This is a genomic window from Paenibacillus sp. FSL L8-0436, from assembly GCF_038593025.1.
GTDB lineage: Bacteria > Bacillota > Bacilli > Paenibacillales > Paenibacillaceae > Paenibacillus_AQ.
Genome location: NZ_CP151955.1, coordinates 6867906 through 6883826, shown reverse-complemented (window position 1 = coordinate 6883826; position 15921 = coordinate 6867906). Strand labels below are relative to the sequence as shown.

General features: G+C 52.9%; 12 protein-coding genes. 6 read left to right on the top strand and 6 right to left on the bottom strand.

Annotation, left to right across the window (positions count from 1 at the left end):
* Positions 1-101 precede the first annotated feature (101 nt).
* The 3 genes from NSS79_RS31790 to NSS79_RS31780 are packed head-to-tail and all read left to right on the top strand — an operon-like array spanning position 102 to position 3632.
* A complete protein-coding gene (locus NSS79_RS31790; protein ID WP_342437471.1) occupies positions 102-1967 on the top strand; it encodes an ABC transporter ATP-binding protein in 1866 nt (621 codons plus the stop codon).
* Positions 1897-2577: a response regulator transcription factor gene (locus tag NSS79_RS31785; RefSeq protein ID WP_340896200.1), complete on the top strand. Its 681-nt coding sequence runs from the start codon at positions 1897-1899 to the stop codon at positions 2575-2577. Before NSS79_RS31790 ends, NSS79_RS31785 begins: the two co-directional genes overlap by 71 nt.
* The gene (locus NSS79_RS31780) at positions 2574-3632 is read left to right on the top strand and encodes a HAMP domain-containing sensor histidine kinase (RefSeq protein ID WP_342437470.1); all 1059 of its coding nucleotides are present in this window, start codon (positions 2574-2576) and stop codon (positions 3630-3632) included. Before NSS79_RS31785 ends, NSS79_RS31780 begins: the two co-directional genes overlap by 4 nt.
* On the opposite strand, the gene NSS79_RS31775 is transcribed toward NSS79_RS31780, so the two are convergent.
* The 3 genes from NSS79_RS31775 to NSS79_RS31765 form a co-directional block, all read right to left on the bottom strand.
* On the bottom strand, positions 3625-4368 hold the full coding sequence (locus NSS79_RS31775) for an SDR family oxidoreductase (protein ID WP_342437469.1): 744 nt from the start codon (positions 4366-4368) through the stop codon (positions 3625-3627). The two genes, NSS79_RS31780 and NSS79_RS31775, sit on opposite strands and share 8 nt — an antisense overlap.
* Positions 4369-4537: 169 nt before the next feature.
* Entirely contained in the window at positions 4538-5146 is a 609-nt protein-coding gene (locus NSS79_RS31770) for a TetR family transcriptional regulator (RefSeq protein ID WP_342437468.1), read from the bottom strand.
* 63 nt (positions 5147-5209) lie between these two features.
* Entirely contained in the window at positions 5210-6790 is a 1581-nt protein-coding gene (locus tag NSS79_RS31765) for a PLP-dependent aminotransferase family protein (protein WP_342437467.1), read from the bottom strand.
* Positions 6791-7018: 228 nt separating this feature from the next.
* Between NSS79_RS31765 and NSS79_RS31760 the strand changes: the two genes are divergently transcribed.
* The gene (locus NSS79_RS31760) at positions 7019-7630 is read left to right on the top strand and encodes a LysE/ArgO family amino acid transporter (protein WP_342440480.1); all 612 of its coding nucleotides are present in this window, start codon (positions 7019-7021) and stop codon (positions 7628-7630) included.
* A gap of 93 nt (positions 7631-7723) precedes the next feature.
* Here the strand turns inward: NSS79_RS31760 and moaA are convergent, their stop codons facing one another.
* Positions 7724-8725, bottom strand: coding sequence for a GTP 3',8-cyclase MoaA (gene moaA / locus NSS79_RS31755; protein WP_076109673.1), 1002 nt, complete (start codon positions 8723-8725; stop codon positions 7724-7726).
* Between the two features lie 385 nt (positions 8726-9110).
* On the opposite strand from moaA, the gene NSS79_RS31750 reads away from it, so the two are divergent.
* Positions 9111-9788, top strand: coding sequence for a molecular chaperone TorD family protein (locus tag NSS79_RS31750; protein ID WP_341096858.1), 678 nt, complete (start codon positions 9111-9113; stop codon positions 9786-9788).
* A 132-nt stretch (positions 9789-9920) separates the two neighbouring features.
* Here NSS79_RS31750 and NSS79_RS31745 read toward each other — a convergent pair whose 3' ends face one another.
* Both NSS79_RS31745 and NSS79_RS31740 read right to left on the bottom strand, forming a co-directional pair.
* The gene (locus NSS79_RS31745) at positions 9921-13121 is read right to left on the bottom strand and encodes an efflux RND transporter permease subunit (protein ID WP_342437466.1); all 3201 of its coding nucleotides are present in this window, start codon (positions 13119-13121) and stop codon (positions 9921-9923) included.
* Between the two features lie 114 nt (positions 13122-13235).
* Positions 13236-14150 carry a TetR/AcrR family transcriptional regulator gene (locus NSS79_RS31740; protein WP_342437465.1) on the bottom strand — a complete coding sequence of 305 codons (915 nt, stop codon included), beginning with the start codon at positions 14148-14150 and terminating at the stop codon, positions 13236-13238.
* A 227-nt stretch (positions 14151-14377) separates the two neighbouring features.
* On the opposite strand from NSS79_RS31740, the gene cls reads away from it, so the two are divergent.
* A complete protein-coding gene (gene cls, locus NSS79_RS31735; protein ID WP_340896217.1) occupies positions 14378-15886 on the top strand; it encodes a cardiolipin synthase in 1509 nt (502 codons plus the stop codon).
* Positions 15887-15921: the final 35 nt, after the last annotated feature.

Genomic DNA, 15921 nt, shown 5'->3' with positions numbered 1-15921 from the left:
CTTTGTTTAACTTCAGTTTACAAAGCGGGGTTAATGTGGAGAGGAAGGCGGACAGGAGCGGGACAGCTCCGAGATCTATCCGTCAGAAAAGAGGAAGTTCTATGAATAAATCCAAATCTTCACGGAAGCAGGGAGCGGCCTTGAAGCCGTTCCTGAAGCTGCTGCATGAGACGAAACCCTCCTACGGGCTGCTTGCTCTGGCGGTAGGGCTTAGTATGATATCGACGCTCGTGGGCCTGGTCATTCCTATGTTCACCAAGAATCTGGTGGACGGCTTCTCGCTGGCCTCCATCAGCAAGCTGCAGATTGCGGGAATTGCCGGAGCTTTTGTAGCCCAGACGATTGCCGGAGGCGTCTCCATTTATTTGCTGAACTACGTAGGGCAGAAGATTGTTGCGGGACTGCGCGACCGGCTATGGCGCAAATTTCTTGTGCTGCCGGTGGCCTACTACAATGATAACCGCACAGGTGAAAGCGTCAGCCGGATGACGAACGATACCGGAATTCTCAAGACGCTGATCTCCGAGCATTTGGCCAGCTTGTTTACCGGGGTAATCTCCATCGTCGGTTCGATATCGGTGCTGCTGTATCTGAACTGGAAAATGACGCTGGTGCTGTTCACGGTGCTTCCGCTGTCCGCACTCATTCTGGTGCCGCTGGGCCGGCAGATGTACAAAATCTCCAAGGGTACTCAGGATGAAACAGCGTCCTTTACCGCTACACTGAGCGGTGTGCTGTCCGAAATCCGGCTGGTGAAATCATCGGGCGCGGAGCAAAGGGAATATGAAGCCGGACGGACCGGAATTATGAATCTGCTGTCCTTCGGCATCCGGGAGGGCAAAATCAGTGCGATGATCAGTCCGCTAGTCTCGTTTGTGTTCATGATGCTGCTGGTCGTCATTATCGGCTATGGCGGCATGCAGGTGTCCTCGGGTGCCTTGACTGCAGGTGAATTGGTAGCCTTTATTCTGTATTTGATCCAGATCGTGATGCCGCTCACCCAGCTGACCCAATTCTTCACCCAGGTGCAGAAGGCCAAAGGTGCCTCGGAACGGATCATTGAAACACTGGCTGCGGAAGAGGAGATTTACGAAGGGGCAGAGGAAGCGGATGGATTGCAGGGACCGATTGCTATAGAGGATTTAAGCTTTGGCTATAAAACAGGTGAACAGGTGCTGGACAAGGTCAGCTTCTCCATGCTGCCGGGTCAGGTTACGGCGATTGTCGGACCAAGCGGAGGCGGCAAAACGACGTTATTCTCAATGCTGGAACGGTTCTATGAACCGCAGCATGGCGTCATCAAGCTGGGCGGTAAGCCGGTGTCGGTGTTTTCCCTGCGTTCCTGGCGAAAGCTGATCGGGTATGTCTCGCAGGAAAGCCCGCTGCTCTCCGGTACAATTGCCGATAATCTCGGTTATGGGCTGGACCGGAAGATCAGCGGGGAGGAGATGCGCCGTGCTGCAGCCATGGCCTATGCCGACGGCTTTATCCGTGAGCTTCCGGACGGCTATCAGACGGATGTGGGGGAACGGGGCGTGAAGCTGTCCGGCGGACAGCGCCAGCGGATTGCCATTGCGAGGGCGCTGCTGCGTGATCCGAAGATTCTGATGCTGGACGAAGCTACCTCCAGTCTCGACAGTCAATCCGAAGCAGTGGTGCAGAGTGCGTTATCGAACCTTATGCAAGGCCGGACCACGATTGTGATTGCCCACAGACTGGCAACCGTGGTGAATGCGGATCAGATTATCTTTATAGAGAAAGGCCGGATCACCGGCAAAGGAACGCACGAAGAGCTGCTGCGCAGTCACGAGTTGTACCGGGAATTTGCGGAACAGCAGCTGCAGATGAACACACCGCAGCTTTTGGAGGGCGGCAAAGAGGAGGCTACAGCAGAATATGGCCAAAATACTGGTAGTGGACGACGATCCGCACATCCGCGAATTGGTGGAGCTGTTTCTGAGAGCTGAGGGGATGGATGAGGTCTACGGCGCTTCCGATGGGGTGGAGGCGCTGCGGCTGCTTGAGGACAACAGCGTGGATCTGGCGATCATCGATGTGATGATGCCGAAGATGGATGGCTGGGAGCTGTGCCGCGCGCTGCGTGAAAGCTATGATTTTCCCATTCTGATGTTGACAGCCAAAGGGGAAACCTCACAAATTGTTAAAGGCTTCGAGCTGGGTACGGACGATTATCTGGTGAAGCCGTTTGAACCGCTGGTGCTGATCGCCAGAGTTAAAGCGTTGCTGAAGCGGTACCAGATTTCCTCCGCACAGAGTGTAAACGTCGGGAATTTGCGGATGAACCGCAAGACTTATGAAGCCTCCTCGGAGTTTGGGGAAATCACGCTGCCGCTGAAGGAATTCGAGCTGCTGTTCAAGCTGGCAAGCTATCCCGGGCAGACATTGACGCGCGACAGGCTGATTGAAGAAATCTGGGGTTATGATTTTGGGGGCAATGAACGGACGCTGGATGTGCATGTGGGCCGTCTGCGCGAACGTTTCCCCCGGGAAAAATATGGCTTCAATATCCGTACCATCCGTGGGCTGGGCTACCGTCTGGAGGTGGTTAATGGATGAGAAGACTTGGCAGGATTGTGAGAGAGATCCTTGGAATGGGGATATTGATCGCTGCCCTCTATGTTTCCTGGAATGGAGGATACTACGGAGTAAAGCTGCTGTCGGGACATTTTGAATGGTCTCTGTCCCCTTATGGATCGGGGCTGCTTGTTATGGCGCTGCAGTTTCTCATTCTTTTCGTTGTGGGCGGTATCGTAGCTCTTATCGGACATGCCAGGGGGGATGAGAGAGCTTTCTATATTCCCATCCTGACAGCAATGCGGCAAATTTCCAAAGGCAATTTCAAGGTGGAGCTGGAAAACAGCAAGCGTTACGGGCAGTTTGGCGGAATCGTGGAGGGGATTAATGAAATGGCCAGCGAGCTGGGCCGGATGGAGATTATGCGCCAGGATTTCATCTCCAACGTCTCACATGAGATCCAGTCGCCGCTGACCTCGATTCGCGGATTCGCCCGTGCGCTGCGGGAAGAGGGCCTTAGTGCAGACAACCGGAGACATTATCTGGACATCATCGAAGCAGAGGGCAGCCGGCTCTCCGGGCTCAGCGACAATCTGCTGAAGCTGTCGGCATTGGAGGCGGGCAGCTTTCCGTTTGAAGTGAAGTCATACCGGCTGGACAAACAGCTGCAAGATATGATTCTGGCCTCGGAGCCGCAGTGGCTGGATAAAGAGATCGAGTTGGAAGCCGAGCTGGAGGAGGTTTCGGTGGACGCTGTGCAGGATCTGATGAGCCAGGTATGGACCAATCTGCTGCATAACAGTATCAAGTTTACCCCTGAGGGCGGGCATATCACCATACGCGTGCATCACGCAGAGGGTCAAGCCATTGTGGAAATCAGGGACAGCGGCATAGGCATCGCCGGGGAGGAGCTGCCCCGCATCTTTGAACGATTCTACAAGGCCGATAAAGCAAGAAGCGCCAGCGGAGGCGGAAGCGGACTGGGATTGTCACTGGTGAAGAAAATCGTAGATTTGCATAACGGGACGATAAACGTAACAAGCCGTCCCGGTGAGGGGACGGCTTGTACGGTGAGCCTGCCATTGCGGCTTAAATAAATCCGCCGTTTATGCGCAGCGTTTGTCCAGTAATCCACTGGGACTCTTGCCCGGCGAGGAAGCTGACGGCTCCGGCAATATCCTCAGGCTGGCCCAGGCGGCCAAAAGCATTGGCTTGCTTCAGCCCTTCAAGCTGTGCCTCGGATTTGCCTTCCAGGAATAAATCCGTGGCAACCGGCCCCGGCGCAACTGCGTTGATCGTAATGCCTTTGGCCCCGAATTCCTTGGCGAGCTGACGGGTGAATTGTTCTACGGCACCTTTCGTTCCGGCATAGATGCTGTAAGCCGGGAACATTTGGCCATTGACCGAGGTCGAGAAATTAATGACCCGGCCGCCCTCTTCCAGATGGAAGAAAGCCTGCTGGCAGGAGAAGTAGGTCCCTTTGACATTGATGGCAAACTGCTTGTCGAATTCCTCCTCAGTAGCTGCGCCGATGAGGCTGTTTATCATGATTCCGGCGTTGTTGACCACGATATCAATCTTGCCGAACAGCTCCTTGGTATCCTTGAACAACTGCTCAATCTGCGCGGGTTTGCTGATGTCGGCCTGAAGGGCGGCTGCCTTTCCGCCTTTTTCCTGAATACCCTGCACCACAGCCTCAGCTTGTTTAGGACTGCTGGAATAGTTAATGATTACAGCGGCCCCTTGCTCCGCCAATCTCTCCGCAACGCTCCGTCCGATCCCTCTAGAGGACCCCGTAATGATAGCTACCTTACCCCGCAGGTTTTGATTCATGAATTGTTCCTCCTTAAAGTTTTGTTAGCGTTACTTCATAAGAATTTGCTTCGGACAAAACTGGCTTCGGAAGCATTCGCTTAGTTTTGTTAGCATCACATCATAAGAATCTGCTTCGGACAAAACTGGCTTCGGAAGTATTCGCTTAGTTTTGTATAAGATACCGGGTTTAACTGGTGACAGCCGTGAGGCCTCTGGCAAGTATTGTCCAGAGCTGTTCGAATTCCTGTCCGATGCTCCCGCTATGCCATTCATAGGCATGGGAAGGATGGTGGAACCGGGCCGTCGCGTAAAAAAGTGAACGGGCAATCGTCTCCGTAACGGCGATTGGCGTAATCGTGCCGTCCCGAATGCCTTTGTCGATTACACTGCCCATCTGGCTGATAATCCGCTGAATATGGGTGTCAATGAGCTCGGAGGCTTCTTCCGTAACAGATGCATACATCTTGAACATTTCGCTGTCCTGCTCGGCGTAGTGATGTTTAAGCTCGATCAGCTTCGCGATATAGTTCCTTAGCTGCTCCAGAGCATTTCCGGCTGCTGCAGCTGCCGCAATCGCTGTCAGAGGGGCAAGAATCAACTCGTCCAGCCATCTTTCCGTTACAGCCTCCCGCAATGCCGCTTTGCTGGGAAAATGCCGGTACAAGGTACCATGGCTGACGCCCAGCAGCTTGGCTACATCGGTCACTGAGGTTTTGTCAGGGCCGAACCTGCGCAAGGTCTGTTCAGCGGCGTCCAATATTTCCGTCTTGCTTAAAAAAGCGCTTGGTTTGTTCACGGGTGGATTCTCCCTTCGGTAGGTACAGATTAACATGGTGGATGACAAATGACAAATATTAATTTATGTCATTTTATTATTAATGATATTTGCCAAGGAGGCTATTCCGTGCTCCATCTCATCCTCAGAGGCATAGGCGAAGGACAGGCGGAGATGTCTGCTGTCGCTGCGGTCATACAGATCCCCTGTATTCAGGAGTACTCCAGCCTGTAGTGCAGCCTTGAAGAGCCGGCGCAGCGAAAGAGGGCCGTTTAGAGAGAGCCAGATGTAGAAACCTCCGGCCGGAATGCTCCAGGAAGCCAGCCCCGCAAAATGGATATCAAGCAGCTGCAGCATGAAATCACGCCGCTGACGCAGTTTTTCGCGCAACAGGACGAGATGCTGCTCATGATAACCGCCTTCCAGCCAGCGCGCAGCGGCGAGCTGCGACAAGGAGCTTGCGCCGTAATCGGTCTGCATCTTGATATCGGCCAGCCGGCGGACTACCGGCTCCGGGCCGACAATCCAGCCGATGCGCAGGCCGGGGCTCGCCGCCTTCGACAGCGTGCCCAGGTGGAGCACTCTTCCCTCGCGGTCCCGGGCTTTCAGGGGTTTGGGCGGGCGATCATCCAGCCATAGATCCTGATAAGCCCCATCCTCGAGAATGGGCAGTCCAAGTCCGCCTGCAATGTCCATTAAGGCGTCCCGCCGTCCCGCATCCATTACAATTCCGGTGGGATTATGGAAGCTAGGGATGGTGTAGAGCATGGCCGCCTTGCTACGGATGGCTGCGGCTGCCAGCTGATCCGGTAAGAGGCCGTCTTTGTCCATCGGCAGGCCGCTGAATTTCACCCCCGCCGACTGGAAGGCGTGGATGGAATACAGGTAGGAGGGCTTCTCCAGCAGCACCGTCGAGCCCCGCGGAAGCAGGCCCAGCGCAATGAGCTGCAGACCCTGCAGCGCGCCCGAGGTAATGAGGATGGAAGACGGATCGGCCTCTATTCCGTTCTTCGACAGCTCCTGGCTGACCGCTCTGCGAAGACTAAGGCTGCCAAGCGGCTCCTCGTAAGAGAGCGGCGGAAGCGGGTTCTGTGCCAGCTCGAGCAGCACCTGGCGCATCGACTCGCCGGGCAGCAGCCCGGGCGCAGGCTCACCGGTGCCGAGACGGATCAGCCCCGCTTCATATTCAAGCCTGTTAATGGCTTGTACCGCAGGCAGGTTAGGGTAGTGGATGCCTTCCTCCACGTAGTCATTCCAGTTGCCGCCAAGCTGGCCCGCAGCTCCAGTGGAGCGGGCTGCTGCATCCGGCCCGGAGGCTCCAGCCCTGCTTGAAGCGGCAACCCGGGTTCCTCCGCCCCGGCTGCCTTCGATCAGGCCGAGTGCAGCGAGCTGCCCGAGTGCGGTGACAACTGTGCTGCGGTTGACGCCAAGCTGACGGCATAGCTCGCGCTGCGGGATAAGCCGCATGCCGGGAGGCCAGGCGCCGCTGGAGATTTTGCCGATGAAATAGGCTGAGATTTGTCTGTGCAGTGGCATCGGTGAAGAAGGATCCGGCTTCCAATGGGCGCTTAAGCTTGCAGAATCATCAAGGGAAGCGGATTGGACAGGGGGAACTGCCGAGGGTGAGGCTGTAAGTGGATGGTCTGATCGGCGTTGGCGCGTCAAAGGACTAGCTCCTTTTTATAGGGTGTAAATGCTGATGGAATAAGAGATTTGTTACTTGGAGTATACCACGCTTCGTCCGGGCTTCTACATTTGGTTGGGTAGTATCCTCTGGATTTGGAGGGTTACCTGAGCCGTTAGGGGGAGTAGGATCAATAGTGCAGCGAAGGACGTGTATGCTGCTGCCATACGTTGATTTGAAATAGACGGCAGGCTGGAAGGAGCAGGATGATGACGGAAGCAATAGTGCATGGAATAATATTGGCTTTTGGGCTTATTTTACCGCTGGGGGTACAAAATATATTCGTCTTTAACCAAGGGGCGCTGCATCCGCAGTTTCGCGGTGCCCTGCCCGTTATTCTGACGGCTGCCCTGTGCGATAGTCTGCTTATTGCTGCTGCTGTCGGCGGGGTGTCGCTGGTTCTGCTCTCACTGGATTGGCTGACGCCGGTCGTCTTGGGGGCGGGCACCTTATTTCTTTGTTTTATGGGCTGGAAAATATGGGCCGCCACTCCGGCAAAAGGAGAAGCAAAACGGCTATCGCTGAAAGGGCAGGTGGGTTATGCCTTGTCGGTGTCCCTGCTGAATCCGCATGCTCTGATGGACACGGTAGGTGTTATCGGTACGAATGCACTGCAATATGGCGGGAGTGAACGCTGGGTGTTCGCGGCAGCTGCCGCAGGGGTATCCTGGGTATGGTTCATCGGACTAGCGGCAGCTGGGAGAATGCTCGGGAAAGCCGACTCCTCCGGCAAGGCGGTCAGGCTGATGAACAAGGTTTCGGCAGTGCTGATCTGGGGAATTGCCCTCTATATGGGCTTTCAATTGGGGGTAAGCCTTTAGCTCCAAATCTGCTGCAGTAAGTTGTTTTCCTGAAAAAACGGATACCCTGCTGCTGGCAGCAGGGTATCCGTTTTGACTGTGCAATCATAATAGCTAGCCGCCGATTTGCGACATGCGGCGAACCGTCGGAGTATGGCTCTGCGCTTTTTTCTCCAGCGCCAGCGCCATTTCATGGTTATGCGGCTTGTTGCCGAGCGCCTGGCGGAACAGGGCTTGCACCGCCGCCGGATCAGCGGTCAGAGGCCGTACGTTGTACTCATCCGCCCAATACAGGCAGGCTTTGATATGACCGTCCGCAGTGAGCCGCAGCCGGTTGCAGTTATCGCAGAAATGCTCGCTGACCGGGTGGATCAGCCCGAAGGTTCCCTGCGCTCCGACCACCCGCCGGTTCTGCGAAGGGCCGTTGCCCGAGGGCATCTCCGCTTCCTCGGTTGCCCAGCCTGCTTCGGTACAGGCTTCTACGACCGTCTCCAGAGGCAAATAAGTCTGGCGCCAGGAATCGCTTGCGCTGCCGATCGGCATATATTCGATGAACCGCACATTCAGCGGGCTGTGCAGGGTCAGCGAGATGAAATCCTTAATTTCATCATCATTGATGCCTTTCATCAGCACAACATTCAGCTTGATCGGGGAGAGCCCCGCCGCTTCAGCGGCTTCTATGCCTTTCAGCACCTTGGCGACATCTCCGCCGCGGGTAATCATCGCGAAACGCTCCTGTTTGAGCGAATCGAGGCTGATGTTCACCCGCGACAAGCCTGCCTGTTTTAACAGGGCAGCTTTAGCCGGCAGCATGAGACCATTCGTGGTTAATGATATATCTTTAATACCCGGTATGGCAGAAATCATGGATACAAGCTTCTCCAGATCCTTGCGGACCAGCGGTTCTCCCCCGGTCAGCCGGACCTTACTCAGTCCCAGAGGCGCCAGCGCCTCCACCACAGCGGTAATTTCTTCATAGCTCATAATCTCGTCCTGCGGTTGGAATTGCATTCCTTCCGCCGGCATACAATAAATGCAGCGCAGGTTGCAGCGGTCTGTAACCGAAATGCGGATATAGTCATGTAAACGTCCAAAAGGGTCCGTCAGCGGTTCCATAGCGTTGCTCCCTTCATTTGTGTATCTTATTTAAATTTTAAAGATTGCTTTCGCTGCCGTCAATGGTGCCATACGTTGTTAGCTCTCTCTCCGTACACTCTGCGGGGGAGTAACGGTTGTACGGCAGGCAAAAAGGATAACCTAAATAATAGGGGACAAAAGAGGAACGGCAAAGTCTAAATTTGACAATAGTACGACAATTACGGGGAATGGTCATAAAATGCTCACTGAAAGCGTTTTACAATTTCGATATAATTTAGGTGTGAAAGATTCATCTCTATTCTATGTTCACTTTTGCGCAGCTCACAGCTACGATACCGGGGTATGCACGCGGCAATAACGACGGTGCAGTATCCGGTCAAACCAAGTAGGGAGGATTTGCAAAATGACGATAACAACAGTTCCATCACTTGTCGTGCCGGAGGCATTTAGCCGCTGGCTGGAGAGCCGGGGATTAATATATCAGATTTTAGTTGATTTTTACGGGAGAAAACCAACGCTTTCGCTGGTTGCCCAGTGGAGCCGCAACCGCCAAATGAGCGTAGCGGCGGAAATGACGGAGGGCGGAAGAGAGCTGAAGCGTTATCTATGCAGCCAGGAGCCTGCCCAGCTTCCGCTGATCTGCGAGAAGGAGAACCGCGAATACAAGCGGCTAATGAACGAACTGCCGCGTGAAGCCGCCCAGTTGGGCCGTGAGCAAGAATTCTGCAACGTGCTCTCCGATGTGTACGCTTCGGCAGGGATAGTGTTCAAGAAATGCGGCGGCGAAGCCGATGACCATATCGCTATTGAGCTGGAATTCATGGCCGTGCTGCATGAACGGATGCTGTATAACAGCTTCTCGGTGAGAAGCGCCATGGAATTGCTGGAAATCCAGGAGAACTTCCTGGAAGAGCATTTACTGAAATGGACACCACAATTCTGCGAAAGACTGAATGCAGCTACAGACAGTCCTTTATATCTGGGGCTCAGCCATATGCTGGAGGAATTTCTGCCGCAGGATCTGCAGATGCTACGAGCGTGGAAGTCTTCGCTGGAGAGCAGCGCGGCAGCAATGGTTTAGCCTGGGCCAGGTAACGGTAACCGGCCGCTGTCTATAGACTATGTATACTTTCATATTAAGCACAAACAACAGGCGCCTCTCCAATTGTGGAAAGGCGCCTTGTTTATGAACTTCTGGTTAGTGTTCTTAGCTCTATTCAATAACCTTTTTGCTGCGGAATTTCATCAGGAATTCATAGACTACAGGTACAACGACCAGTGTCAGCAGGGTGGAGCTGATCAGACCGCCAATAACGGTCACGCCAAGTCCTTTAGAGATAATGCCTGCACTGTTCTCAAGTCCTGTAACCAGCGGCAGCAAAGCGCCGATCGTAGCGAGAGCCGTCATTAGAATTGGACGTAAGCGGGTGCCTCCGGCTTCAAGCAGTGCCTGACGGGTAGACATTCCTTCTTTTTCCTTATGAATAACCCGGTCGATCAGTACGATCGCATTCGTTACGACGATACCGATCAGCATCAGTGCTCCCATCAGCGAGGAGACATTCAGGGTTTCTCCTGCCAGTAACAGAGCGACGAGTGCTCCGATCACAGTGAATGGCAGTGAGAACAGGATCGCGAACGGTGCCAGACCGCCGCCGAAAGTAACAACAAGCACAAAATATACAATGGCAATAGCGGCCGCCATCGCAAGTCCGAGCTGGCCGAAGGTTTCATTGATTTGTTCGGTTACGCCGCCGAAGGAGAGGGTAACTCCGTCAGGCAGCTCCAGGGCGTCGATCTTTTCCTTCACGTCATTTGAAGCGCTGTTTACATCAGCAGCAACGATTTCAGCGGTCACATTAACGCTCATTTTGCCGTCAATGCGGGTAATCGAGTCCGGCGATGTGCCGTTCTCAATCTTCGCCACTTCGCCGATCGGCACTGTAAAGCCCAGCGGTGAGGTCAGCGTAGCCTTTTCCATTTCCTGAATACTGCTGTACGTGTGGGTGTCAGCTTCAATATAGACATTATAGTTTTTGCCATCCACTTCCACCTCTGTCATTACAGGGCGGGCATTAACCGGACTCAGTTTCATAGCAATCTGTCCGGCAGTGAGGCCAAGCGAACTTAGCTTCGCTTGATCGGCAACCACCGTGTATTGTTCGTAACCCTCTGCAAGGCTGGTTTCCCCATCCTTGAAATTAGCGGTATCGGCATTCACGATGCCTGCTATCTCATCGGCGACCGGTTTCAACTGATCCAGGGTGTCTCCAAAAATATTCACGGTCAGCGTATTGCCGCCAAGGCCTCCGCCCATCATGCCGGACATATCGCCCCACACGCCTTCCGGAACCTCTTTGGTCAGCCCTTCAATCAGATTTTCCTTAACTGTATCAAAATCTGGAGTATCGCTGTCATAGGTAATATAGAAGAGACCTGAATTGCTGGAGCCCATTCCCATAAATCCACCGCCACCGATGGAGTATTGCATGTTGTCGATATGCTCTTGGGCCAGAATGTACTTCTCAGCCTTCAGTCCTTGTTTCTGGACATCTTCAGCGGTTTGTCCGGCTTTTGGTGCATAGGTCATGATGACACTCTTATCTTCCTGTGAAGGCATGAAGCTTACCCCGATCGGTTTGATCAGGAACAAGCTGCCAACCAGCAACAGAACCGCGACCCCGAAAGTAACCAGCTTATGGGAAAGGCACCAGTTCAGAATCTTCTGATAACCCAGAGCCATTTTGCCCGGTTTCTCTTCATGGTTTTTCTTGCCTTTCTTCAGTCCGTTACGGAACAGCGTATGCGCCAGTGCCGGCACAAGTGTAATCGCCACAACCAGAGAAGCGAGCAGGGAGAATACCATGGTCAGTGCAAACGGCAGGAACAGTTCCCCCACCATGCCGCTGACAAAAGCAAGCGGAAGGAATACGGCGATCGTTACAATAGTAGAAGACATAATCGGCACGAACATTTCGCTTGTAGCCGAGCTGATCAGCTCCCGGCCGCGCAGCTTCTCACCTGACAACGTCATACGCCGGTATATATTCTCAATGACGACAATCGAGTCATCGACAACCCGCCCGATAGCTACGGTCATCGCGCCGAGCGTCATCATGTTGAGCGTGATATCCATTTGACGCAGGCATAGAACAGCGATAAGCAGTGACAAGGGAATAGAAATGATCGAGATGATAGTTGAACGGATATTCCGCAGGAACAGTAGAATGATCAGTACGGCGAACAGAGCGCCAAAGACTGCCTTGGACAACATAGTGTTTACGGAATCCTCAATCGGCTTGCCCTGGTCGAGCAGAACCGTAAGATCCATAGATTTATACTGCTGCTTTAATTCTTTCGTTGTATCTTTAACGCTGTTTACAACTTCAACGGTGTTGGCGTCATTGGACTTAACAATTTGAATCCCGATAGATTCTTTGCCGTTGGTACGGGAGATGGATTCGGACTTGCCGATAACCTCAATGGAGGCAAGCTCACCCAGCTTGACCGTCGGCAGGCCTGTTGGTACTGCAGCACCTGCTCCCGCGCCAGTTCCAGCGGCACCAGTGCCAGTACCGGCTGCACCGGCACCACCGGCAACCGCACCACCACCGGCACTAGCAGCACCACCAACAGCACCTGAGCCTGCTTGTGCACCCGCAGCTGAAGGCACAAGCGGTATCGTCAAATTCTTAAGGTCGTCTACTGTGGTAATATTGCCGTCTACAACAACGGCCTTTTGTGATTTCTCCATTTCGAACAGTCCCAGCGGAACACGCAGAGAGGAGGCTTGAACCAGACCTTTAATGGTATCCTCTGTCAGCCCGTATTGCTTCAGTTTGTCCTGGTTGAATTTCAGGGAGACTTCCTTGACGTATTGCCCGGAAATCTGCACGGAAGCAACACCTTCGATATCCTCCAGGGCAGGACGGATATCATTCTCTGCGATGCGGGTCAGCTCTTCCAGATCCCCGGATTTGTCATCGGACAGACTCAGCGAGATAACCGGCAGTGAGCTAAGGCTGAAGCGGGAAATGGTCGGCTTCTGGGCATCATCCGGCAGAGCGACATCGTTCAAGGCTTCACGAACGGCTGCTGTGGCATTATCCAGATTCGCGCCGTAATCAAACTCGATTTGGATGTTGGAAGCATTCTCGAGCGAGGTGGAAGTGATCATCTTGACGCCATCCACATTGCGAAGCTTCTGCTCCAGCGGCTTGCTGACATCATTCACAACACCCTCCGGTGCTGCACCTGGATAAATCGTAGTCACGCTGAGATAAGGAATACTGATATTAGGCAGAGTCTCCTGCTTCATGGTCAGGCCGCTGTACAAACCGGCGAATACGATAATAATGGTTAGCAGCCATATCGCGAATTTGTTCTTAAGCGAGAAATTAATTAAGCTTTTCATAAGTAGTGTTTCTGCTCCTCTCGGACTTTCCTATGGAAAGCCTCTATTTATAATTTACTGGCACTGCCTATCCGGACTTCCTCTCTCTGTTTCCACTTCCTTTGGTCTAAAGGGTTAATATAAACCGCATGTGTTCTGCATGTAAGGAGAAATCAGCTTATTCAGATCTTGCAGTTCCTTGTCCAGTGCAGGGTAGCTCTGCAGGTTGGCCAGCATTCCCCGGACAATTGCCTTACGTGGATGTGGCATGAGAATCTCACTTTCCAGAATCCCCAGAGATTCAAGCCCTTCTTCCAGACTTTGCGTGTCTACGGCGGGAGTAGCGCTGAGCAACACTTTCATTTCTTTGATCAGCTGCAGCGGACTTTTGCGCGGGGTGTCCCCATGTTCCTCGAGCCACTGTGTGAGGTAGGCAGAGGAGATCAGGGGATCAGGCTTATCGGCGAGCAGGCCCGAGACGACGATGTCCAGCAGATCCACTAGATGGTCGGCCATACGTGCGATTGATACAGGTGACCCTTGATTGAAAATAACCCGGATATAGGAGTGGATCATCCCGCTCCCAAGCAGGCTTAGGTCTCCTGTGTAAACCAAAATATCGGGCCCGTACAGGGTTTCGAGTTTATTCTGGAACCAGGTCAGCAGGGGAGCGTTGCTCTTGCGCAGCCATTCCGGCACTTCCATTACGCCTTTTCCGGCAAATTCCTGAATTTGACGCTGCAAAAACTCGCGAAGCTCGTATACATGATTAAGCACGATCTCGACCTGGTTACGCAGCTTCTCCCGCGGGCTTCTCCGGCTCTCCAATTCCTCACGCTGCAGGGGATCACGAATCATGCGGAAGCAATATATGTAAATGCTGCGTTCCAGCTCTTCCTTAGACTTGAACACCAGGTACAGGCTGCCCTTGGAGATTCCGCATAGCTCAGCAATTTCCTGCATGGAGGTGGAGGATGAGCCTTTTACAGCGAATAGCTGCATGGCTGTTTTGATAATCTGTTCTTTTTTGTTTGCGTTTTTGTCAATCACAAAGAGGTATAACTCCTTTCCTGACTATTGGGTTCTGTAAATGACCCTAAGGTCAAGCCGATTACATTATATATTTTGCGGCAATACAAATTTCTGTATGGAGAGTTTAGCTTATTATTGTAATTTTTGTTTTGCAGACGATTCCAGTAGGAAGAAAGAGATTATTCATGTAATATATAAATGTGTCATTTTAGTGATGTACGGAAGAAAGAGAAGGTAGGTTGCATATGAGAAGAGGATTGCAGGCGATAATCATTATCGGGGCTTTGCTGGCATTTTATTATTTTGGTTTTGGTTTACTTGGAAGTACCGCCGGTACGATCATCAGTATTTTCTCCACGTTGACCGTCATCTCGATCGGGCTGGGGATTTTTATGGAGAATCGCAACCCCTCCACAACGATGGCCTGGATTCTGCTGCTTGCCCTGATTCCGGTAGTGGGACTCGTCTTTTATTTCCTGTTCGGACAAAATGTGTTCAAACGGCGTAAATATGATAAGAAGGCCCAGCGGGACCTCATGGCTTATGAACGGATTGAGAATGATGCCCTGCGCATGCACCAGGACTGGTCGGTCTTTGATCCTGCCCGCCAGAAGCTGCTGGGATTATCGCAAAGGCTCGCGCGGACGCCGGTTTCTTTTAATTCAGAAACGCGGATTCTTACCAATGGGGAAGAAACCTTCGGCACCCTGCTGCTGGAGCTGCGGCAGGCTCAGCATCATATTCATATGGAATATTATATTTTTCGGGCCGACCATATCGGCACCCGCATTCAGCAGATTCTGATCGAGAAGGCCCGTGCGGGCGTTACGGTCAGATTTATGTACGACGCTGTAGGAAGTATTCAGCTTTCCAAAGCGTTTCTTAAGGAATTAAGCGATGCAGGAGTGCAGGTTGCCTCATACGGCAATTCCACCTCTTTTTTCTCCAGCAGGGTTAATTACCGGAATCACCGCAAAATTGTTGTCATAGACGGCGATGTCGGATTTATGGGCGGGCTTAATGTTGGTGATGAATACTTAAGCCGCAGCAAGACGTACGGCTTCTGGCGCGATACCCACATGCTGCTCAGAGGCGAGGCAGTACGTACGATGCAGATTATCTTCCTGCAGGACTGGATGCATACAACGGGTGAGAAAATACTGGAGCAGGACTACCTCTCGCCACAGCTGCGGTTCACAGCCGGGGATGGAGCTGTGCAGATTATTGCCAGCGGACCGGATAACGAAAGGCGTGCGCTGAAGAATATCTTCTTCTCCATGATTACCTCCGCCGAGAAATCGGTCTGGATTGCCAGCCCTTACTTTATTCCGGATGAGGATATCTTGACCGCACTGCGTGTAGCGGCAATGTCCGGGCTTGATGTGCGGCTGCTGTTCCCCGCCAAACCGGATAAATGGCTGCCGTTTCTGGCGTCGCATTCCTATTTCCCGGCCTTGCTGGAATCGGGTGTGAAGATCTACGAATACGAGAAGGGCTTCATTCACTCCAAGCTGCTGATTACCGATGGCGAGATAGCCACAATTGGTACTGCAAACATGGACATGCGCAGCTTTCACTTGAACTTTGAGGTCAATGCGCTGCTGCTGCAGACAGAGAGCGTCTCCCGGATCGTTGCTGATTTTGAACGGGATCTGCTGTCAACCCGCCAGATTGTACATGAGACCTTCATGAATAAACGTCTCCTGGAGCGGATGCTGGAATCTGCAGCCCGGCTGATGTCGCCGCTGCTCTGAGTACGGAATGATAACGTACAAGTAAAAAAACGCCG